Genomic DNA, 21,778 nt, shown 5'->3' with positions numbered 1-21,778 from the left:
ACTTGACGAACAGCCCGAACGCGGGCCGTATACGTATGGGTGTTGCAGAGGAAATCGTTACGGTGACCCTACTCGCAGTCCCAGCTCATTCGCAGCGCTCGTGCGGCGGGTGCCCGTGCCACCACCGAACAGGAACATGGCGACGCTTACCCTTACTCTTTGATAACCGAACAGACACGGCCAGAGGAGGATACGACAAGTTGGCGCAGGTCTACGAACTTCGCGGAAAACGTGAATGCGGCAGCGGAAACCGTCGCCATGACACGACCAGCGGTAGTCCCGTGTATTCCTCCCGCGACTGGCAGTTCAGCTACGCGACCAGAAACCTTATCCTCGATAGCTAGGAGCAGACCTAAGTGGACGCGAAGTCGCCCAACAACTCCCACAGCGACGGTTCGATACCCGCTGAGGCGCCGACAGCGCCGCGCCGATGGACCGTTCGACGGCGCGTACTGACCGGTGTGGGCATTGCCGCCGTCGCTGTCGTCGCATGGTTCGGCTACTCGGCCTGGCAGGTCCAGCACAACCTCACCGGTGCGCGGGACAACGCGCAGCTCGCCAAGGATTCACTGCTCGACGGCGACACGGAGGGCGCGCAGCGAGCGGCGACCGAAGCCCGGGAACGGGCCGCCGGCGCACAGGACAACCTGCATTCGGTCCCGTGGAGTTCCCTGGCTGCCGTTCCCGGGCTCGGCGCGCCGTTCGAGTCGGCGCAGCAGATGTCCGACGTCGTGGTCGGGCTTACTCGTGACGTTCTCACCCCCGCGGTCGACGTCGGCGTCGCGTTGTCGCCCCGGGATCTGATCGGCGAAGGCGGCCGCGTGCAACTCCAGCCGCTGCGCGACGCCGCCCCGGCGCTGCAGGAGACGTCGACCGCAGCGCGGAACCTGGCAACTCAGGCGCAGGGCATTCGAGGCGCGGGATACCTCGGCCTGGTGGACGATGCGCGCACCGAGCTACAGAATCAGACCGACGACGTGGCAAAACTTTTGGAGAACACGACGATCGGTGCCAAAGTACTTCCGGCGATGCTCGGCCTCGACGGACCTCGGAGCTACTTCCTCGCGTTTCAGACCAACGCGGAGGCACGGGCCACCGGCGGACTCGTCGGCGGTTACAGCGTCATCCGCGCCAGCAACGGAAAACTGGGCATCGAGAAGCTCGGAAAGAACTCCGAAGTGTCCTACGACAAACGACCTCTCGATCTCGGCCCCGATTACAAGAGCATGTACGGCAACTACAACCCCTCGGTCGACATCCGAAACAGCAACCTGAGCTCCCATTTCCCGTACGCGGGCCGGATCTGGCAGTCGATGTGGGCGCAGGAGTCGGGCGAGCAGGTGGACGGAGCAATCGCGACCGACCCGGTGGCGCTGAGCTACGTCCTGGCCGCCGTCGGCCCGGTCACCCTGCCCGACGGCGAGGTTGTCGACGCCGACAACGTCGTGGAACTCACCGAATCCACCGCCTACACCCGATTCATCACCGACGAGGCCAATTACACCGCCGACAACGCCGACCGCAAGGAATACCTGCAGACCATCGCCGGGAAAGTCGTCGAGAAGATGACCGGCAAGATCGAGTCACCGCAGCGCCTGCTCGACGCGGTCGGGCGGGCCGCCGGGGAGCGACGCATCGCGGTATGGAGTGCACATCCGGAAGAGCAGGCGATTCTCGCCGACACCACGCTGGGATACACGGTGCCCCAGGACCCCGCCCCCTACGCCGGCGTGGTGATCAACAACAACGGCGGCAACAAGCTGGACTACTACCTCGCCCGCGAAATCGACTACACCGCCGGCGACTGCACAGGTGACACACGCACGACGGCGGTTACCGTGCGCCTCACCAACAACACACCGGACTCCGACTTTCCACGCATCGTCGCAGGCACGTTCAAGGAAAAGCCCCTGCCGTACGGAACGAACCTCGCCATGGTGTCGCTGCTGTCGACCAACGGCGCGACTCTGACGAAGGCAAGCATCGACGGCAAGCAGTCGTTCGCCATTCACGGAGATGAACTGGGACATCCCGTCTTCACGGTCCCCGTCACCATCCCCAAGGGCGCGACGGTCGAACTGCGATACGAACTGAACGAGCCGACGGCACCGGGTGCGGCGCGAGTGCCGGTCCAGCCGCTCGTCGATGATCCGAAAGTGACCGTCGATGCGCCACTGTGCGGTGGATGATCCTTCCGTTCGTCGGATATGCACTACCCGCGCACGAATCGAAGGAACGTGATGAGCGAGCCGCAAGTTTCCGTGATCATAGTGACCTACAACAGCGAGGCCGTCATCGGCGATTGCGTTCGCCCACTGTCCCGACAGGACGGAATCGAACTCATCGTGCTGGACAACGCATCCGCGGATCGCACACTGGCGGTTCTCGCTGAGGAAGCGCCGGACGCCGTCGTAGTTCGGAACGAGGAGAACGTGGGTTTCGCCCGGGGTGTCAACCGTGCGGCACGCCATGCACAGGGGCGAGCGATACTACTGCTCAATCCCGATGCACGCATCTCCCCTCGAGACGTACTCGCGCTGGCGACCATCTTCGACGAGTCGTCGGAGGCCGGGATCGTCGCACCCACGCTCAGTCAACCGGCCGGACGCCTCCAGATCCGCGAAGGCGGAAGGAGACCCAACGTCGTCAGCGTGTTCAACCACTTCTCGGGTCTGTCGCGACTGTCGCACAGACATCCGCGCTTCGAGGGTCTGTATCTCCTCCATACCCACGATTTCGCAACCCGAGAGCTGGATTGGGTATCCGGAGCATGCATGATGATCCGCAAGCACACATGGGACGAATTGGGCGGACTCACCGAAAGATGGTTCATGTATGCCGAGGACCTGGAGTTCTGTCTTCGCACACGGCAACACGGCATGCGGATCATCATGAGTGCCGAGCAATCAGGAACCCACGTTGTCGGAGGCAGTACAGGCCCCAACGCATCGAAAAGGCCGAATCCTGCATGGGTGATCAATCTCTACGATTTGTACAAGTGGAAGATGGCCCAGAATCGTGTGCAGAGTGTGGTGTGGAAGGCCTCCGTCGCCGCGGGCCTACTGTCGAGATCTGTGGCGTTCTACGTGAAATCGCTCGGCGCACCGGAACGGTCGGTGCTGTGGCGGTCCGAGTCGCACAAGTTCCTCTGGTACACCCGCTCACTTCTCGCGCAATCCAGCAGAATCGATGAGGTCACGACATGACCGGTCCGAATCCGCGAATCCTCGTGCTCTGGGCCGATCGGGAGTCGACGAATCTCGGCCTTCGCGCTCTGGCGGAGGGAACAGAGTCGATAGTCGAACGGAGTTGGCCGAACGCCGAATTAACCTTCCACACCCAGGACAGTGACGACACCCCACTCAGCAAGCGAAGCGTGCTCCGGGACATCTTCCGCTCACGCGGACCGATCAAGCGGGAACTCTCCCGATACGACGCGATTCTGGACACCGGCGCCGGCGACAGCTTCACGGACATCTACGGGCTTCGACGCCTCGTCTTGATGGCCTATGTACAGCGCGTCGCCGCCCAGTTGCGAGTGCCGACCATTCTCATGCCCCAGACGATCGGCCCTTTCGACAGCACGCTCGGGCGGATCATCGCGACAAGATCCCTCCAACGGGCCACCAGCGTGTTCGCCCGCGATCCAGTCAGTCTCGAGTATGCGAAACAGCTGGGAAGGCAGTCGACGTCCGAGTCGACCGACCTGGTGTTCGCGCTGCCGCGTACGGAACACACCGACGGTATCGAGCGGGACGTGGTGATCAACGTCTCCGGGCTTCTCTGGCACGAAAATCCGCACGTCGACTACGAGAGCTATCGTCGATCCGTCACAGCCCTGATCGAGGGGCTGCTGCGACGCGGTCGCAGGGTCTCCCTCCTTGCACACGTCCTCGATTCGACTGTGACAGATAACGATGTACCGGCAGTCCGAGAACTCGGGAGGCATTTCGGAGACTCCGTCGAGGTCCTCGTTCCGGACTCCCTCACCTCGGTTCGCGGCATTCTCGCCACGGCCGACGTGGTCGTCGGTGCGCGCATGCACGCTTGCCTCAACTCACTGTCCGTGGGTACGCCGGCGATTCCCTGGGCGTACTCGCGCAAGTTCGCACCGCTGATGGATGCGCTGGGGTGGAACCTGCACGTCGATCTGAGAACGACGACGGATCCAGCTCGCGAGACCCTCACGCTCATCGACTCGACGGACTTCACCGTGGCACGCAACCGGGTGCTGCAACTTCTTGTCGGGACCGATTCGAGGATGGACGAACTCGGCGCCACCCTCGGCGACACAGTCGTCCGTCAGACATGATCGATGTGGCCCTTGGTCACGACAGTGAAGGCTTGACGGAGGTCGCCGGCGTGAAACAGCAACGACGTGGCACTCAGTCGGAGGGCACGCACGCTCGCGAGGGTTGTCAACAGCCAGCCCGCAACAGACGCCAGCGCCGCCCCTGCCCCGCCCAGAGCAGGCCCCAGAACGAACATCAATGCGACGCTCAGGCCCAGTCCGACAAGCTGAGCGGCGGTCATGAGGACACCTTTGTCTTGCGCCACAAGCATCTGTGACGCAACGTAGTTCACGGTGAGAAGGACTGATCCGCACAGACAGATCAGAGTGATCGATACCGAACCCCGGAAGCCCTCACCGAAGATGAGCGGAATGAGCAGGGGCGTCATACATGCCAACACCGCGACAGGCACGATAGCGGTCAGGGCGGTGATACGAATCGACAACGCCGACAGGCGCATATTCGCCTCTCCTGCCGAGGCAGCGGCATCCCGGAACATTACGGACGCAATCGTGTGCCCCAGGGTCATCGGCAAGCTCGCAACCGTTATCGCGATAGCAAACAATCCCGCATCGTGAGCCCCGATCGCGACCACTGCGATGATCTGAGGAAGCGTATTCGACGCGGTCTCTGCCGCTTGACTCCCGGAAAAGGCAATGCTTTCCCGCGCCAGTGGACGAAGGCGGGATCTCGGTCCACGCGGCGATATACGCGTGAGATACACCCCCATGAGGGTGGACAGAAGTGTGCTCACAGCCGCACAGACAAGTACCCACGGCAGGGTCAGGCTTCCGAGAATCCATCCGAGGGCGACTCCGGATGTGAGCGCAACTGGTTGCGTCGATTGCAGGAGCGCGATAGCGCCGTATCGCCGGCCTCCGATCAACACACTCTGAAAGCAGAGTGTTGCGATGAATCCGACGGAACAACCCATCCCGAGAATGAACGCCCTGGCACTGTCGGGATCGAGTTCAGTGATGACATACCGCTCGATCAGGAAGCCAACCGCAACTGCCACGGGAACCAAAAACGGCAGAACAACGTATACGGCACGTAGCGTCGCGTCAGGAGCACCTGTCGACGCACGCCGGCGCACGGCAAGCGGTAGCCCCATCCCCAGAACTACCGGCGCGAGAACCATGGCGGCGAAGCAGGCCGAATAGAGTCCCCGCCCCGCGGGTCCCAACTCTCGCGCGATCACCGGCGCAGTGAGCAGGGGGGAAAGCTGGACGATCAGTCGTGTCACCGCGATGATGCTCGGCGACTGGACGGCCGCCGAGATCTTCATCCGCGCATCGCTACCAGCTACCATCGCCGGGCCCGTCGAAACGTTCCGGCCGCGGCACGCAGGGTTCTGACCGGTGATCGCAACGCCAACCACCACAGGTGGAAGCCGCGGTACGAGGGTGTCGGGTGTCCCGCAAGCCTGCTTCCCGCCAGACGTCCCAGCAGGGTGGCGCGCCGAACCACCTGGAACGGTTGCACAGCCGCAACATCGTCCGGGTCGACGGCGCGGACCGAGATCACGCCTTCCTGAGCGGCACGCCGGATGACCTCCTCGCCTCGCCTTGTCCTCGCGATCAGAACGCTGAGCCCATCCTGATCGGTGAAGTCGGGGTAGCCCTTGGCGTCCGCGCGCCAGAAGTCACCGGCAGAGATATCCGCGCTTTCGCCGACGCCGTCCGGACACAGCTTGCAACGCTGCTGGACCGCCGGCCCGAGATGCTTCCCCCACGAGTCGTCATAAGACGTCCGAACCGAGTTGCCGCGCGCATCCTCCGCGTAGAAGTCACCTGGCCAGCCATGCCCCCGGTATCGCACTGCTGCCAACTCGGCGCCCTCTTCCACGCCGAGCTCGCGGATCAGGGAGTCGGTCGCGTGCTGACTGGGCACACCCGCGCAGAAGAATGAAAGCAGCAGCGGAGGCTGTTGATCGCGGGACTTCGCCAGCGCTCTCAGCGCGGCTATCTCGCAGGGCTTCCCGACGACGGCTGACCCTGGATTGTCGATGTCGGCCACCGCCGCATTCGCAGTGGGTGCATACCGTGACCCCGCGGCGCGGACGACATCCGATCTCGTCCGGACTGCACTCGATTCGGTCCTCTCAGGACCCGACTCCGCGGCGGCAGCGACAACGACACTGTCGATCTGCCCAGTGGCGAGCAACCATTCGTTCAGGGCCGTGAGGGTGCCACCACTGCTTCCCTTGAATCGGATGTCCTCGTCGAGTGCGTAAGCCTCCCAGATCGACACTATCGGGCCCAGGAAATCGTGACGTGTGGCATCGGCTGGACGCTGTGCCTGCACGGAAATACCGGGACACGACTGGCGGAACTCCGCCAAGGCTGTCGGGTCGGTTTCCGACGAATCGGACGAGCTCATACGGGGACGAACGAACCCGTTGTCCGCGAGTGCCAGGGCAACGCCCTTGTCGAGTAGCGCACATGCCCCACAACCCGAACAGTTTCCGCGCCGCACGACCTCCGCAATCTCGGCGTGCAGGAGGTTCCGGTGCATGAGTCAGAGTCCGTTCATCGCAGGGGAGGCCGTCGCAGAGCTGTCGCCGTGCCCGCGCGCCGCGGAATCCCTGTCGACATTCGTCCCCTCGTCCTCGTCTGTCATCGGACGGATCAGCGACGCCATGATGATCCAGGTAACGCCGAACCAGAACATACTGGTCATCGTTGCTGCTGCGGCAAACGTCACCACGACCGCGTAGGCAATCGGTCTTCTCTGCCACGGCACGTGACGCAACACCGTGACGACGAGCCCCACCAACAACAACAAACCAACGATGCCCAAGTCGTAGAGGATCTGCACCGGAAGCATGATGATGTGGCCGGGAACTCCGGGCGAGCCTGGCTGGTCGTGACGCAGACTGAATGTGTTGGTGCCGTTGCCGAGCCAAAGGTGTGCTCCGTGCATGTCTTCGGCGGCAGCCTTCGCTACCTCGATCCGGAAACCTATGTTTCCGCCCTGAAAGTCGATGTCACCCAACTTCCCCGACGGCTCGAGTGTCTCCGCAGTGGAGGACGACGCCGTCGCTGCCGGTTCTGGCCGCCCGACATCCTCGCCGAAGGCGGGAAGGAAGGTTGCAGCGCCGTAGCCGACAGCAATCCCCACGATCACGAGCACCGGGCCGAACCAAAGCCCTGTGCGTTGCCGACCGCTCTGATACGAACGCACCACTTCGTACGCGAGATAGACGATCAGACCTACGACCAGGCAGAAGACGGCCGTGCGCGTTTGTGAACCGATAACTCCCAGGGGCACAGCGACGGCAGCGGCGATCATCCAGATTCGGTTGCGTCCCTTTCGCGCCACCAGGAGAAGAGTCCACAACACCAGGATCGACGCATAGATGTTGGCTTCCTGCGACGTCATGCGCGCGACGTAGACCTGGTACATCCCGTCGAAATCCGTACCGGGTGTGAAGCCGCCATGCGAAACGTTGGCGACGATGAACGCGGCGAATCCTGCCAGTCCCCATGGAACGACGCAACGTATACCTGTGTTCTCGGCCCATATCGCGCGCGTGCCGAGCGAGATGATTCCCGCGAGCAGCAGTAGATCGATGACCAACCAAACAAGGATCGACGCACTCTTTCCGAGGCTCGGAGAGAACATCAGCGTGGCGAAGAAATTCCACGCGATGAACGCACCGAAGACGAGCACCACCGGATGTGTCAGGGCGCGGAAGAAGTCGACCCTGGTCCGCGCCCGCGCAGTCAGCCACCCTACGAGGAGTAGCGGGACCACCTGCTCGACACGGACGTTGTAACCGGCTATCGCCACACTGTAATGGCCGAGGAAGGAGGAGACGACAACAGCGACCACCAGCGCGAGGGTCACCAACTCATGCCTGTCGCGCTCGTGGACGAGAGTGCGCCAACCGGCGACACGTCGAGGTTCAGTGGACTGCGCAATCATCAATCAAGGTCCTTGGAGATTTGTCGAACAACTCTAAGAGGATCAGCCGATCGCCGCGAGGAGAGACTCTTCGTAACGTTGGCAGACATCTTCCCAGGTGTAGTAGTCGTACGCCCGTTGGAGTGCCCGATCTCGCATTACCTGCTGGCCCGCCGAATCGGCGATAACGTCCTTCACCGTGGTGACGATCGCCGAGGATTCGGCCGCGACAAATCTTCCTGCGTCACCGAGTACCTCGCGGTTGTACACGGTGTCGCGGGCGACAATGGGTGCTTGACACGCCATAGCCTGAACCAACGCCGGATTTGTTCCACCCACACTGTGACCGTGAAAGTAGGCTCCGGCGTTCTGCCATAGTGAGAACAGTTTTCGGTCGTCGCTGACGTGGCCCATCCACGTGATCCGTTCATTTCGCTGAGCCAGGGCGCGCACCTGCTCATCCAACTCGCCTCCGTACCCCGATGATCCGACGATGACGACGTCGCGATCGCGACTCAGGACTTCTGCGGCTTCGAAGAACTCGACCACGGTGTTTTCCGGCACGAACCGTGCCACCATCAGTACGTACTTCTTCGGAGTGAGTCCGTCGACAGGGGGAAGCGGAGCGACGAAGTCGCCTCCGTACGGTATGAAATCGCCCTCACGATGGAAGTCGTTTTCCCACCGACGCTTGATTTCCAGGGAATCGACGACCAAGCGCGTCGCGTAACGCGCCGTCAGGGAGGCACCCGTGCGAAACACCTTCTTGGCGCCCTTACCCCACTTTGCGCGCTCCCATTCGATCCCGTCCACGTTGACGACAGTGGGAATCCCACGTGACTTCAGCGCAGGCAGCCAGAACCCGTTCGCCACGTTCAGGACAAGGGCAACGTCGGGCTTCTTCACCGCCGCATCCAGGCATGACGTCAGCCCGTAGGACAGCGTGCTGAGAGAGCGCGATTCGAACCCGATCGTGTTGCGGACAACGACTCTCCGGTCGCGGGCCGGGTCGGTAGGGACCGTTGCGCCCGGGCGTGAATAGACGGTGACATCCCACCCCTTCTCCGCCAGGCACGGAGCGAGACGCCGGATCAGGGTCTCGAAGCCGCCATAGTAACTCGGATAACCCCTCGTACCGATGATTGCAACCGAACGGCCCACTGACGTCATTGAACTCCTGCTCTTCCTGTCGAAACCACACTGTTCACAAACAAGCGGTCGGACTACGTGCTGTCGGCTAGTTCCGCGATGGCAGTTCTGATGGTTTCCACGGTGAAGTCCCAGTCCCCTGTTATCCGACATTCCGCACCTGGCAGCGTGGTATATCCCGGTTCACGCCTGGCTGGGGCCAACAAATCGGTGATCGCGTTCGAGATCGCCGAGACGTCGTTCGGATCGACATACTCTGCAGCCCCGCCGAGATTCTCTCGGAAGACCGGTATGTCGCTCACGAGAACGCGCGCGCCGAAGTACGCCGCCTCCACCGGCGGCAGGCCGTATCCCTCACCGAGGGACAGGAAACAGAAGAGCGCGCAGTTCTCATAGAGCCACCGCAACTCGTCATCCGGCGCGAACTCGACGAACACGACTGCACCCGTGGCCACCCCCGACCTGACCACACCGGACTCCGAGAAGCGGCCCGATCTCTGACCGACGACGACGAGGGGAAAGTGCTCCGAGATTGCACCTGATTCGATCGCGGCGGCGATGGTGTTCTCCAGATTCTTGCGAATATTCAGTCGGCCCACGGTCAGCAGGAACGCGTGGGACTTCAATCCGAACCGTGGCTTTCGCGCGGGAGCGGTCAGAAGTGTCGTCGACAGCCCCAGGCCCGTCACAGCCACTTCCGACGAGAGGGAGTTGTGCGCGACTACGCGCTTCGCCTCGTGTTGCGTAGTGGTCATGACGAGGCCGGTGCGTTTCGCGAGGATCGGAATTGCCGAAAGGTAAAGTCGCTCGATCTTCGTGAACCACTCAGGGTTGCTCTGGAAGAGAACGTCATGAACTAGAACCGCAGCGCTCGAGGTCGGTGCACCGAAATTCTGCAGAAAGAGAGCGTCGAAATCTCGCCCTGACTTGAGGTAGAGGGGAAGCTCGATCGCGTTGATTGCCGGATGCCGTCTCATTCGCGTCGAAATACGCTCGACTCCCGCAGGCAACTCTGCATCGGAATCACTCCACTTGGACGGAATCGCAAGGACAAGTTCGTCGCCGGGGAACGCCGACCGCCATCTGCCGACGATCTCCCGCAACACGAGCCGGTTCGAATACGGGCCGTCGATCCACCAAAAGGCATCGACCAGGATTCGCATTACCAGATCACCAGTTTTCCCGTGTCGATCGGCCTCGAAACACATCTCGAGATGGGCACCACATCATTGACGTCGTCGTCGTGGATCAATACGCACCGTCACCCGCCACCACGGCCTTCAGGGTCTTGGCGATGATCAGCATGTCGCCGACCATCGACCAGTTCTCGACATAGGACAGGTCGAGACGCACCGAGTCCTCCCACGACAGGTCCGAGCGCCCGCTCACCTGCCACAGTCCGGTGACGCCGGGCTTCACCAGGAGCCGGCGATGCACGTCGTTCTCGTACGACTCGACCTCGACGCGCAATGGAGGCCTCGGTCCCACCACACTCATTTCTCGGCGCAACACGTTGATGAACTGCGGCAACTCGTCGATGCTGAGTTTGCGCAAGACCCGGCCGACACGAGTGACCCGCGGATCGTCTCGCAATTTGAACAGCACCCCAGCGCCCTCGTTGTGCCTGCTCAACGTCGCGCTGTGTTTGTCGGCGTCGTCCACCATCGACCGAAATTTCAGCATCGGAAACGGCCTGCCATCCATGCCCATTCGTTCCGACTTGTAGAACACCGGTCCCCGACTCGTCATCTTGACGGCGACGGCCGCGAACAACATCAGCGGACTCACGACGATGAGCGCGAGGATCGCAAACATCAGATCGAACGACGTCTTCCCGAATCGCTTGGCGCCGTGATAGCGCGGCTTCTCCACGTGGATCAGCGGAAGTCCCGCGACGGGCCGCATCTCGAGGCGCGGCCCGGAGACGTCCATCATCCCCGGAGCAACCACCATGTCGACGTCCAACTGCTCGAGGTCCCAGACCATTTCACGAAGCCCTTGATGGCCGAGATGCTCGGTCGCCGTGACCGCCACGGTGTCGGCCCCGGATCGCTCGATCGCATCGACGACGTCGTGCTCGTCGCCGAGGACCGGTATCGATCGTCCGTCCACGGTGATCGTGTCGCCGGAAGTCCGGTTGTGAGCAGGGATACATACCCCGACTACGTTGTACCCGTCTGCTGTTCCACGGTCGAACGTCCTGGCGAGGTTGCGCACGGAGTGTTCGGCTCCGACAACCAACACGGAGGTCTGGCACAGGCCGCGCGCACGCTTGCGGGCGAGGACCCGGCGCCACATCCAACGGGTCAGCAGAAGACCGAGGAGACCTGTGGGGAATGCGATCGCCAGGTACAACCGTGCCAATTCCAACTGCAGGAGGAGCGCTGCGATCGCGATGAGCCCGAACAGTCGGAGCGTCGCGGTGGCGATGCGTCGATACTCCTCCGGGCCGCTCCCGACCACTCGGGGGGATCGCACGTGAAAGACGGCGAGCATGCCGAGCCACGAAGTCATGAGAGCGACGGAAATCAGACCGTAGCTCACGTTGCTCAGGGTGCGCGAGTCGACGAGGGTTCCGGAGCCGCCGAAGCGCACCCATTGAGCCAGAGCCACCGCTGCCACCACGACGAGCGTGTCGGTGAGGAGGATTCGCCTGATGTACACGGCCAGCCAGTGTCGGCGTGCGACCCCTCGTTGCGCTGGAACGGCCGCAACGCTGTGAACAGCTGAAGATCTCTCCACAGTCGAGTTGAACGTCGCCATGCATCCCCTCCACTGTCGAACCGACCGTCGGCAGAGTGTGATGGTCGAGTCGGTCGTTTCACGACAGCGGATCTCCGGACGCGGACAGTGCCGTCGTCACCAACGAGCAAAACCAGAAGTGCCCCGAGCACCGCCATGTAGATAGACGACATCGAACATTCACAACGAGTGTGGACGCTATCAGCGCGATTCCGTCCTGTCTCATCTGCACCGGCGACATGAGACCGTGCGGTCTGCACTAAATGCACACTGAGCAGCGGTTATTCGCTCCTAGAATTGGTTCGGGGGCAGTGATTTTCGGCAAACTGACCACAGGTGTTCAGGCGGAAGGATTTTCACCCGGTCAAGTCCGCATCGGGGCGTCTCCACACACCCGAAGTCCCGCCAACAGTCGAATTGCATACCCGAAGTTGACGATTACGAGACGTATTCGATCCCATCACCGAATCGGGAGACATTTTTCACGGCCCAGCACCGAAATTCGGTGACTGCCTCGAGAATTCGGGCGGCCGCCATCGACTCTCTCCCATTTCACGCGCCGTCGTGCTGGGGCGTAGAACCTACCGGCGACCGTCCGATCCGCGACCGCACGCGGGCGGTGACCTGCCAGATCAGGGTGGTGTCGTGGACGCTGATGCACGGGACGCCGAGTGCGCGGGCGTGCTGAACGGCGGCCGATTCCTTCTGCGAACACCGCCCGTCCAGAATGTCCTCGGTGACGATGACGCAGAGCACGTCTCCGTCGAGTTCCCGGATCGGTTCGAGCCCGTGGAGCGCCACCCATTGCCGGACCATCGCCCACTGCGACACGTCGTTGTAGCGGGTGGGGTTGCCGACGAACAACACGCGGCGAGACCGACGGGCTCGAGCGACCTCGATGCTGGAGATGGGTGACATGCCAAAGGTTCCTGTCCACGTGAACGGCTGATCCCGGTACGAGACAACTCTCTCCCGCCCCGGCGCCCCCGTATGTCCCCCGATCAGGCCGTGCATCGGATGAATCTCGACTCCTCCGATCAGGGGACACCCCCGCACGTGAGTGGGAAAGTGTGCTCGGGCACCCATCGGCACTCACCTGGGAGGTTGGATGATCACGGTTCTGTGCTGTCGCGGCATCGGCGAGGATCTCGACGTCAACATGCTCACCAACACCACACAACTCCTGGATCCCGCACGGTTCGTCGTCAAGCAGGTCCCGTGGGAGGCAAGTTACGGACCGGTGCCCGATCCGGGTGGATCAGCGTTCGACAAGGCCCTGTCCGAGGGACGCACACTCCTGTTGCGGATGATCGCCGACGACCCGAATCCCGTTGTTCTGCTCGGCTACTCGGGCGGCGCTGCGCTCGCCGGAAACGTGGCGGCCGAGGTGGGACGGGGGCAGCACCCCACCCTGGACGTGCGCGGGGTCGGTCTGATCGCCGACCCTCTCCGACCGGCGTCGCCGGACCTGCCGGGCTGGGGCATCGCGGGGCAACGCCCGATCACGGGGATGCCCGTGTGGCAGATCGCCGACCCGCTGGACGCGATCTGCTGCTGCCCGGGCAACTCGCCGCTGCGCACGTTCGCGGACCAGTCGGCGGCCTTCTCACTCGCCGACCCGAGGGCGTGGGCGGCGGACCTCCTCGATCGGCTCCGCACCCGCCGGTGGCAGGCAGTCATCCTGAACTGGTGGCGACCCTGGACAGTGTGGCAGCAGTACTCCGAGGCCATCGACGACGTGAACGGTTACCTGTTCCGAGGCGACCACACCAGTTACTGGGTGCGCATCGCCCCGGGCACCAATCGCACCTACTGTGAGCTGCTCGCCGATCGCGTCAGCAGCCTTTCGGACTGATCCCCCGCACGCCGAGGATTTCAGAATAGGGGCCGCACTGGGCGGAAACCCAGATACTTGTCTTGCTCAACGCCCGCCAGTCATCGCACTCCCCTCCGTCGATCTCGGATCGGCAGTTGATCGATGAGGTCCGCGGCATGAACGGCACCGTCATGGGCCCGGATCCGAGCTCCCAGAGTTGCTGCGGCCGTCCTGTGTGGTCCGGCCACGAGCAGCTCACCGACCGCCGACCGGATGCGCTCGGGCGCGGCCGTCTTGCGCAGGCAACGGGCGACGCCGCGCTGCTCCAGACTGCGGCCGATCATCTTCTGATCGAGCGCCGGGTGGATCGGCAGAATGACCAGGGGCAGGTCGTGCGCGAGGGCGCGCATAGTGGTGTCGTGGCCGCCGTGCCCGATAACGAGGGTGGCGGTCGGCAAGATCTGTTCGTGTGGCACGTAGCCGTGTATTTCGGTGTTCGGGCCCGCCATGAAGGTTGCCGGGTCGACGGACGGTCCGGTCGTGACAACGGCATGGGCGGGCAGTCCACCGACAGCCTCGAGGATGTTCTGCAGTGCCCGCTGCTGCCCGTCGAAGTTGAGGCTGCTGAGGCTGACCAGGATCAGCGGATCTCGTTCGGACACGGGTGTCAACGTGGACGGCATCGGATGTCGCACCACCCCGGTGTAGTGGACGGAGTCCGGCAGGCTTCGGCGGGAGGCCGGATCGAGGTCCTTGTCGGTCGTCACCAGCGCCAGGTCCGATGACGTCCACAGCCTCAGTGGCCGCTGACCTTTCAGACGGGCCATCACGGGCGTCACACCACGTGTCACGCCTTGATACATGAACTCGTAGTAGGTGTGCACCAGTGTCACACGCGTCAGGTGCGCGTCGTCGGCGGCCTGCAGGGCCCCATACAGCAGGCAATCGACCACGACCACGTCTGTCGGCTCGCGCGCGACGGTGTCGAGTAGATCGATTCCGGGCCCGGCGTCGGTGAACACGGCAAGCGATTGGTACAAGCCGGTGATACCGGGATGATTGGTGGTCGACTGCCAGGGTCGTGCGTGGGTGTAGGGCGTGAACCGGAAACCGCATCCTTCGATCCGCCGGCGTTGCTGGGCGTGTCCGAGAAATCGGACCTGGTGACCGCGGTTGCGTGCCTCCGTCGCGATGCCGAGAGCGGGTGGCACGTTGCCGCCGCCGTCCCAGGTCACGAACAGGATGCGTGCCATAGGGTGCCTCCAGGGGGCTCGGGGTCGGGCCTGATGGGTGCGCTCGGCCGACAAGTCGAGATCGTCGCGGAGAATGTGTCAGACGAGAACGTCTGTCTCGGAGACTTCTCCGCCGATCCACTGCGATGTCGCGGACAACAGAGTCTGCGCCGGCATCCGGTACGCGCGGGCGAGCCGACATTCATGGCTACAACGATGGCCTTTACACTATCGGGCCGTCAACGGCGGCGGTGGTCGTCTCGGCCGTCGAGCCGGCCGTCTGTCGATCGAACGAAACATACGGTCCGTTTGGTACGTTTTGGTGTTCTTGCGAGGAATCGTCACTCTTCCGACACGAACTGCGGCTCAGCTCTGCGCGTTCCTGCGCGCCGCACGCTTGGCCCAGGCATTGCGGACCATGGACAGCGGCGTCGGCGGCACCCAGCCCAGCTGGACCGCCTGCCCGAGGTCGTCCCGGGTGGCCCAGTGCTCGATGACGCGGCCGTCTTCGACGCGCAACCAGTGCGACTGCTCGACCGCCAGCGATCGCCCCGTGGGCGCGAACACCTGGTCGACCGATCCCTGCTCGTCGTAGACGACGAAGGGTCCGACGTGCCTGCCCTTCATGATCGTGTAGACGACGGCGAGGTCGCCCTCGACGACGACATGGTCGACGTCGAACCGCAGCTCGGTGAAGGCGGAGCGCAGCCACACCGCGGTGGCGTAGAACGCGTCGGGTCCACGCCCTCGCGTCCGCGGGGGTTCCGACATGCTCTCCCGGTTGAATGCGCCCGAATGGACGACGGAATCGAAATCGGCGCGGCTTCCGTTCGCCATGATCTCAATCGCGCGTACGGCGAGAGATTTCACTTGCTCCGACGGGGCCGGTTCCTCCACGTTCACGGTGCACTCCGCAACAGTCGGTTGGAACTCTCAGTATTCGACCGCCGTCGACCGGAAGTCAACGACCTGATGCCGGTCCGTTCGGCGCAGGATTTGCGCGCGCCTCAGCGAAACCGGCGTCGACGGCGGTACCGTCGGGGAGGTGATGGGACTGCCTGATGCGATCTCGGCCTGCTTGTTCGATCTCGATGGTGTGCTCACGGCAACGGCGGTACTGCACCGGAAGGCGTGGAAACGCACGTTCGACGAGTTCCTGAAGCATCGCGAGGGCGCGAACTTCCGGCCGTTCACCGACCAGGACTATTACGACTACGTCGACGGACGTCCCCGCGCCGACGGAGTCCGGACCTTCCTCACGTCCCGCAGCATCACGTTGCCGGAGGGGTCGCCGGACGATCCGCCCGGCGCCGAGACCGTGAACGGTGTCGGGAACAGCAAGAACCGGCTGCTGTTGAAAGTCATCGACGAGGAGGGGGTCAGCCCCTACCCCGGTTCGGTCCGCTACATCAGCGCTGCGTACGACGCCGGCCTGAAGATCGCCGTGGTCACGTCGTCCGCGAACGGCAAGGCCGTCCTCGACGCGGCCGATCTCAGCCGCTACGTCCACGTCCGCATCGACGGGGTCGTGATCAGCGAGCAGGGTCTCCGGGGGAAACCCGCGCCGGATTCGTTCCTCGCCGCCGCCCGCGCCCTCAACGTGCATCCCGATCAGGCGGCCGTGTTCGAGGACGCCCTGTCCGGAGTGGAATCGGGGCGAGCAGGCGAATTCGGTTACGTCGTCGGGGTGAATCGGGGCGATCAGGCCGAGGCGCTACGCGAGCACGGCGCCGACGTGGTGGTGAACGACCTGGCCGAACTCCTGGAAAGGTGAGCATGGACGACAAGGGCTACGAGATCTCACCGTGGCAGCTGAAGTGGCGCGGACTGGATCTGCAGGCACTGCACGCCACCGAGTCCACCTTCGCACTGTCCAACGGACACATCGGGATTCGTGGCACGTTCGAGGAAGGTGAACCACGCGGTCTCCCCGGCACCTATCTCAACGGGTTCTACGAGCAACGGCCCCTGCCGTACGCCGAGGCGGGCTACGGCTACCCCGAGGACGGGCAGACCGTCGTGAACGTGACCGACGGCAGCATCATCCGCCTGCTCGTCGAGGACGAGCCCATGGACATGCGGTACGGGAGCGCACCGGCGCACGAGCGCGTCCTCGACTTCCGCTCGGGCACCCTGCGCCGCACCACCGAGTGGACGTCACCGACCGGACGCCGCGTGCGTATCCACTCGGAACGACTCGTCTCGTTCACCTCGCGCGCGGTCGCCGCCATCCACTACGAGGTCGAGCCGCTCGACGGCGACATCGAACTCGTCCTGCAGTCGGATCTGCTCGCCAACGAACACATCCCGGCCCGCACGGACGACCCGAGAGTCGCTGCTGCCCTGGACACTCCGTTGGTCTCCGATTTCGCGGCCGCCCACGACTTCAGGGCAGTGCTCGCCCACCACACGAGGGCGTCGGGACTGCGGATGGCCGCGGGTATGGACCACGAGGTCGACTACCCCGCCAACGGACGGTGCGGCATCGAGACCGAAGAGGATCTGGCCCGGCTCACCGTCGCCGTCGACATCCCGCAGGGTGAACGCCTGAAGGTGACGAAATACCTGGCGTACGGGTGGTCGGCGCGGCGGTCGACTCCGGCCCTGCGCGGCCAGGTGGAGGGGGCGCTCGCCGGCGCACTCGAAACCGGCTGGGAAACCCTGCTGAAACGTCAGCGCGAATACCTCGATGTGTTCTGGGAGACGGCGGACGTCGAGATCGACGGCGACGCGGAACTGCAGCAAGCGGTGCGGTTTGCGCTGTTCCACGTGCTGCAGGCGGGTGCTCGCGGTGAGTCACGCGCGATCCCCGCAAAGGGCCTGACCGGGCCCGGATACGACGGACATGCGTTCTGGGACACCGAGACGTTCGTCCTCCCCCTCCTCACGTACACGGTGCCGGACTCGGCCCGCGACGCACTGCGCTGGCGGCACTCCACGCTCGACAAGGCGAAGAACCGCGCCGCACAGCTGGGGCAGGCAGGCGCCGTGTTCCCGTGGCGCTCCATCAACGGCGAAGAATGCTCCGGCTATTGGCCCGCGGGAACCGCGGCCTTCCATGTGGGTGCCGATGTCGCCGTGGCTACGTCCCGGTACCTGGCCGCGACCGGCGACGAGGAGTTCGAAGCCGAATGCGGCGTCGAACTGCTCGTGGAGACCGCCCGGCTGTGGACGTCGCTCGGCCACCACAATGCGCAGGGCGAGTTCCGAATCGACGGTGTCACCGGGCCGGACGAGTACACCGCCGTCGCCGACAACAACGTGTTCACCAATCTGATGGCGCAGAAGAATCTGCACGACGCGGCGGCCGCCTGCGAGAGACGCCCGGGGCTGGCGCGCGAGTTCGGTGTGGACGACGAGGAAGCAGCTCTCTGGCGAGATGCCGCCGAGCACATGCGCATTCCGTTCGATGACGGTCTCGGTGTACACCAGCAATCCGACGCCTTCACACACCACGACGAGTGGGACTTCGAAGGCACACCCCCCGAGCACTATCCGCTACTGCTCCATTACCCGTACTTCGATCTCTACCGCAAGCAAGTGGTGAAGCAGGCCGACCTGGTGCTGGCGATGTATCTGCGCGGCGACGCCTTCACGGACGAACAGAAGGTCGCCAATTTCGCCTATTACGAGGCCCTGACGGTTCGGGACTCGTCCCTGTCCGCGTGCGTGCAGTCCGTGATGGCCGCCGAGGTCGGGCAACTTCAACTCGCCTACGACTACCTCGCCGAGGCCGCTCTGACCGACCTTCACGACCTGCACGCGAACGTGGAGAACGGATTGCACATCGCCTCACTCGCCGGGACCTGGATGGCGTGTGTCGCGGGATTCGGTGGAATGCGTGATCACGGCGGCAACATCTCCTTCGCACCGCGGATACCACCACAGCTGGTCAATTTGTCGTTCCGGATGACGGTGCGGGGCAGCCAGATCCACGTGGACATTCGCGCCATGACCGCTACCTACCGCCTGCTGTCCGGCGAACCGGTTCAGCTCGCCCATCACGGCAACCCATTCACTCTCGACTCGTTTCCGGTGACGCGGCCGATCCCCGAACTGCCGAGCCACGCGCCAGTGCGGCAACCGTACGGCCGGGCACCCCTCCGTCGGGGCTGATCTGACCACAGGAGAGGAAATCGTCTGCGCGTCGGCAGCCTTGGGATCATACTGACGCGCCATTCTCGCATGCTGCGGGGCCGAAGCAGCCCTCTGGACGAGAAGAGTGGAGTCTCACTTCAATTTCGTGCCACTGGAACGCGTTGAACCGGGTGAGCGACCCCTTCGGCAGACTGCCGAAGAAGCCGTCCAGGCCTGCACCCGGGGCACGCGTGCATGGCACACCGAACCTTCGTTGTGCCACAGTGGTGCGATGAGCCCTGTGGTGACGATCGACGAGTTGGCGGAATCGCTGAGCAGCGACGCTCCGCCGGTCCTTCTCGACGTGCGGTGGGCGCTCGGCGACACCGAAGGCAGGCAGCACTATCTCGACTCGCACATTCCCGGTGCCGTGTTCGTCGACCTGGACACCGAACTGGCCGCCCCGGGCTCCCCGGAACTGGGCCGGCATCCGCTGCCGACGGTGACGGACCTCCAGGACGCCGCGCGCCGGTGGGGCGTCCGGTCCGACAGTTCTGTCGTGGTCTACGACGCCACGGGGAACCTTGCCGCCGCGCGCGCATGGTGGCTGCTGCGCTGGGCCGGAGTCGCCGACGTGGCGATGCTCGACGGTGGTCTCGGCGCGTGGACGTCGGCGGGCCGTCCCGTCCGATCCGGCGACGAGCACCCACCACTACCCGGTGACGCCGTGCTCACCGCGGGCCACTTGCCGACGCTGACCGCGGACGAGGCCGCCGAATTCGCCGCCCACGGTCGCCTTCTCGATGCCCGTGCCGCCGAGCGATACTCGGGCGAGACCGAACCCATCGACCCCCGCGCCGGACACATTCCCGGTGCCCGCAGCGCCCCGACGTCCGAGAATCTCGGGCCCGACGGACGGTTCGCGCCTGCCGACGCGCTGCGCGAACGGTTCGCCGCGGTCGGCGGAGAACCCGGGCGTCCTGTCGGCGTCTACTGCGGATCGGGTGTGACGGCGGCCCACCAGGTTGCGGCACTCGCGATCGCCGGTGTCGACGCCGCCCTGTACCCGGGGTCCTGGTCGCAGTGGTCGTCCGATCCCGCCCGACCGGTCGCCACCGGCCCCGACCTGCGGTGACGGCGAGTCACGCCGTCTGACCGACCGCCGCTGCGTCGTGCGCCGGGTAGGCGTGGATGAGGGCGGTACTCAGCTTCGGAACGGCTTGGGTGAGTGTGTGTTCGGCGGTGTGCGCCACGCGATGCGCGTCGCGCAGGCTGGTCGACGGATCGACGTCGAGTTCGGCGTCGGCATGCAGGTGATGGCCGATCCACCGCATCTTCACGCTCCGCACCCCGACCACCCCCGGTTCGGCGGCGAGGGCCGTTTCGGCGGCATCGACCAGTTCCGGGTCGACACCATCCATCAGCCGCCGGAACACGTCGCGTGCGGCGGTCCGCAACACGAGGAGGATCGCGGCCGTGATGACCAGGCCCACCACCGGGTCGGCGAGCGGAAGCCCGACCGCCACACCGCCAGCGCCCAATACCACGGCGAGGGACGTGAATCCGTCGGTCCGTGCGTGCAACCCGTCGGCGACGAGCGCGGCGGAGCCGATCCGCCTGCCGACCCGGATGCGATACAGCGCCACCCATTCGTTGCCGGCGAAACCGATGACACCGGCGAGGGCCACCCACCCGAGGTGGTGGATGGGCACGGGATCGAGCAGGCGGCGGGTCGCCTCCACACCCGCGACGACCGCGGACAACGCGATCATCAGCACGACGAACAACCCGGCGAGGTCTTCGGCCCGGCCGTATCCGTACGTGAATCGCCGGGTCGCCGCCCGCCGTCCGAGGGCGAACGCGATCCACAGCGGGACCGCCGTCAGCGCGTCGGAGAAGTTGTGCACGGTGTCGGCGGCGAGAGCGACGGAACCGGACAGCGCCACCACGATCACCTGGGCCAAGGCGGTGACGCCCAGCACCATCAGGCTGATCTTCACCGCCCGGATCCCGATCGCGCTCGCCTCGAGTGCGTCGTCGACGCTGTCCGCGGAGTCGTGGCTGTGCGGGGCGAAGACCTCGCGAATCGCGCCTCGGACGCCGCCCGAATGTCCGTGGCCGTGGCCGTGCCCATGGGAATGACCGTGGGTGTTCACGAGCCGCCTCCTTCCGCGGCGAGGTCCGCGTCCTCGTGGATGACCTGCAGGTCGCCGGTGGCGCGGTGGTGCCCCGGGATGCCGGGGCCCGCGTGCTCGGCATTGAACACGGCGTCGGTAACCAACTGTTCGACGTGCTCGTTGGCGACGCTGTAGTAGATGGACGTGCCCTCCCGCCGCGTGCGCACCAGCCGCGCCATCCGGAGCTTCGCGAGATGCTGCGACACGGACGGCGCCGGCTTCCCCACCCGTTCGGCCAGCTCGTTCACCGACAGCTCGCCTCCCACCAGTTGCCAAAGCACCTGCACCCGGGTGGCGTCGGCGAGCATGCGGAAGACCTCGACCACCAACCCGACCTGGTCTTCGTCGAGCCGGCGCCGACAAGCACGCTTATCTGCATTCATA

General features: G+C 64.4%; 18 protein-coding genes. 7 read left to right on the top strand and 11 right to left on the bottom strand.

The genetic code is table 11. The features are described from left to right. Window positions 1-356: 356 nt before the first annotated feature. From ACFVJ3_RS34250 to ACFVJ3_RS34240, 3 genes are read left to right on the top strand one after another with little or no spacing between them, the layout of a single operon-like run. Window positions 357-2,189 carry a DUF4012 domain-containing protein gene (locus ACFVJ3_RS34250; RefSeq protein WP_378456283.1) on the top strand — a complete coding sequence of 611 codons (1,833 nt, stop codon included), beginning with the start codon at window positions 357-359 and terminating at the stop codon, window positions 2,187-2,189. 51 nt (window positions 2,190-2,240) lie between these two features. Beyond that, the gene (locus ACFVJ3_RS34245; protein WP_378456282.1) at window positions 2,241-3,206 is read left to right on the top strand and encodes a glycosyltransferase family 2 protein; all 966 of its coding nucleotides are present in this window, start codon (window positions 2,241-2,243) and stop codon (window positions 3,204-3,206) included. Beyond that, entirely contained in the window at window positions 3,203-4,312 is a 1,110-nt protein-coding gene (locus tag ACFVJ3_RS34240; protein ID WP_378456281.1) for a polysaccharide pyruvyl transferase family protein, read from the top strand. Before ACFVJ3_RS34245 ends, ACFVJ3_RS34240 begins: the two co-directional genes overlap by 4 nt. Here ACFVJ3_RS34240 and ACFVJ3_RS34235 read toward each other — a convergent pair. The 7 genes from ACFVJ3_RS34235 to ACFVJ3_RS34205 form a co-directional block, all read right to left on the bottom strand. Next, window positions 4,303-5,580 carry a lipopolysaccharide biosynthesis protein gene (locus ACFVJ3_RS34235; protein WP_378456280.1) on the bottom strand — a complete coding sequence of 426 codons (1,278 nt, stop codon included), beginning with the start codon at window positions 5,578-5,580 and terminating at the stop codon, window positions 4,303-4,305. The genes ACFVJ3_RS34240 and ACFVJ3_RS34235 overlap by 10 nt on opposite strands. 17 nt (window positions 5,581-5,597) lie before the next feature. Continuing rightward, entirely contained in the window at window positions 5,598-6,809 is a 1,212-nt protein-coding gene (locus ACFVJ3_RS34230) for a Coenzyme F420 hydrogenase/dehydrogenase, beta subunit C-terminal domain (RefSeq protein ID WP_378456279.1), read from the bottom strand. A 3-nt stretch (window positions 6,810-6,812) separates the two neighbouring features. Next, window positions 6,813-7,967, bottom strand: a complete 1,155-nt coding sequence (locus ACFVJ3_RS34225; protein WP_378456278.1) for an O-antigen ligase family protein — start codon at window positions 7,965-7,967, stop codon at window positions 6,813-6,815. A gap of 297 nt (window positions 7,968-8,264) precedes the next feature. Beyond that, window positions 8,265-9,371: a DUF1972 domain-containing protein gene (locus tag ACFVJ3_RS34220; protein ID WP_378456277.1), complete on the bottom strand. Its 1,107-nt coding sequence runs from the start codon at window positions 9,369-9,371 to the stop codon at window positions 8,265-8,267. A gap of 53 nt (window positions 9,372-9,424) precedes the next feature. Further along, a complete protein-coding gene (locus ACFVJ3_RS34215; RefSeq protein WP_378456276.1) occupies window positions 9,425-10,105 on the bottom strand; it encodes a glycosyltransferase in 681 nt (226 codons plus the stop codon). Window positions 10,106-10,598: 493 nt separating this feature from the next. Next, on the bottom strand, window positions 10,599-12,113 hold the full coding sequence (locus tag ACFVJ3_RS34210; RefSeq protein WP_378456275.1) for a sugar transferase: 1,515 nt from the start codon (window positions 12,111-12,113) through the stop codon (window positions 10,599-10,601). Window positions 12,114-12,644: 531 nt separating this feature from the next. Beyond that, window positions 12,645-13,010 carry a hypothetical protein gene (locus ACFVJ3_RS34205; protein ID WP_378456274.1) on the bottom strand — a complete coding sequence of 122 codons (366 nt, stop codon included), beginning with the start codon at window positions 13,008-13,010 and terminating at the stop codon, window positions 12,645-12,647. 190 nt (window positions 13,011-13,200) lie between these two features. Here ACFVJ3_RS34205 and ACFVJ3_RS34200 point away from each other — a divergent pair, with 190 nt between their 5' ends. Further along, on the top strand, window positions 13,201-13,947 hold the full coding sequence (locus ACFVJ3_RS34200) for a hypothetical protein (RefSeq protein WP_378456273.1): 747 nt from the start codon (window positions 13,201-13,203) through the stop codon (window positions 13,945-13,947). 80 nt (window positions 13,948-14,027) lie between these two features. Here the strand turns inward: ACFVJ3_RS34200 and ACFVJ3_RS34195 are convergent, their stop codons facing one another. Both ACFVJ3_RS34195 and ACFVJ3_RS34190 read right to left on the bottom strand, forming a co-directional pair. Then, window positions 14,028-15,161 (bottom strand): glycosyltransferase, encoded by a 1,134-nt coding sequence (locus tag ACFVJ3_RS34195; RefSeq protein ID WP_378456272.1) that lies wholly within the window; start codon window positions 15,159-15,161, stop codon window positions 14,028-14,030. A gap of 345 nt (window positions 15,162-15,506) precedes the next feature. Next, on the bottom strand, window positions 15,507-16,043 hold the full coding sequence (locus tag ACFVJ3_RS34190) for an ester cyclase (protein ID WP_378456271.1): 537 nt from the start codon (window positions 16,041-16,043) through the stop codon (window positions 15,507-15,509). Window positions 16,044-16,188: 145 nt separating this feature from the next. Here ACFVJ3_RS34190 and ACFVJ3_RS34185 point away from each other — a divergent pair, with 145 nt between their 5' ends. From ACFVJ3_RS34185 to ACFVJ3_RS34175, 3 genes are all read left to right on the top strand, one after another. Then, the gene (locus tag ACFVJ3_RS34185; protein ID WP_378456302.1) at window positions 16,189-16,914 is read left to right on the top strand and encodes an HAD family hydrolase; all 726 of its coding nucleotides are present in this window, start codon (window positions 16,189-16,191) and stop codon (window positions 16,912-16,914) included. Between the two features lie 2 nt (window positions 16,915-16,916). Next, window positions 16,917-19,256, top strand: a complete 2,340-nt coding sequence (locus ACFVJ3_RS34180) for a glycoside hydrolase family 65 protein (protein ID WP_378456270.1) — start codon at window positions 16,917-16,919, stop codon at window positions 19,254-19,256. A gap of 262 nt (window positions 19,257-19,518) precedes the next feature. Next, on the top strand, window positions 19,519-20,352 hold the full coding sequence (locus tag ACFVJ3_RS34175; protein ID WP_378456301.1) for a sulfurtransferase: 834 nt from the start codon (window positions 19,519-19,521) through the stop codon (window positions 20,350-20,352). A 7-nt stretch (window positions 20,353-20,359) separates the two neighbouring features. Here the strand turns inward: ACFVJ3_RS34175 and ACFVJ3_RS34170 are convergent, their stop codons facing one another. Beyond that, complete coding sequence (locus ACFVJ3_RS34170; protein ID WP_378456269.1) at window positions 20,360-21,373, bottom strand: cation diffusion facilitator family transporter; 1,014 nt, start codon at window positions 21,371-21,373, stop codon at window positions 20,360-20,362. Next, a complete protein-coding gene (locus ACFVJ3_RS34165) occupies window positions 21,370-21,777 on the bottom strand; it encodes an ArsR/SmtB family transcription factor (protein WP_378456268.1) in 408 nt (135 codons plus the stop codon). Before ACFVJ3_RS34165 ends, ACFVJ3_RS34170 begins: the two co-directional genes overlap by 4 nt. Window position 21,778 lies beyond the last annotated feature (1 nt).

The organism is Rhodococcus sp. NPDC127593 (assembly GCF_042671975.1).
Lineage (GTDB): Bacteria > Actinomycetota > Actinomycetes > Mycobacteriales > Mycobacteriaceae > Rhodococcus_F.
This window is presented reverse-complemented; position numbering and strand designations above follow the sequence as displayed.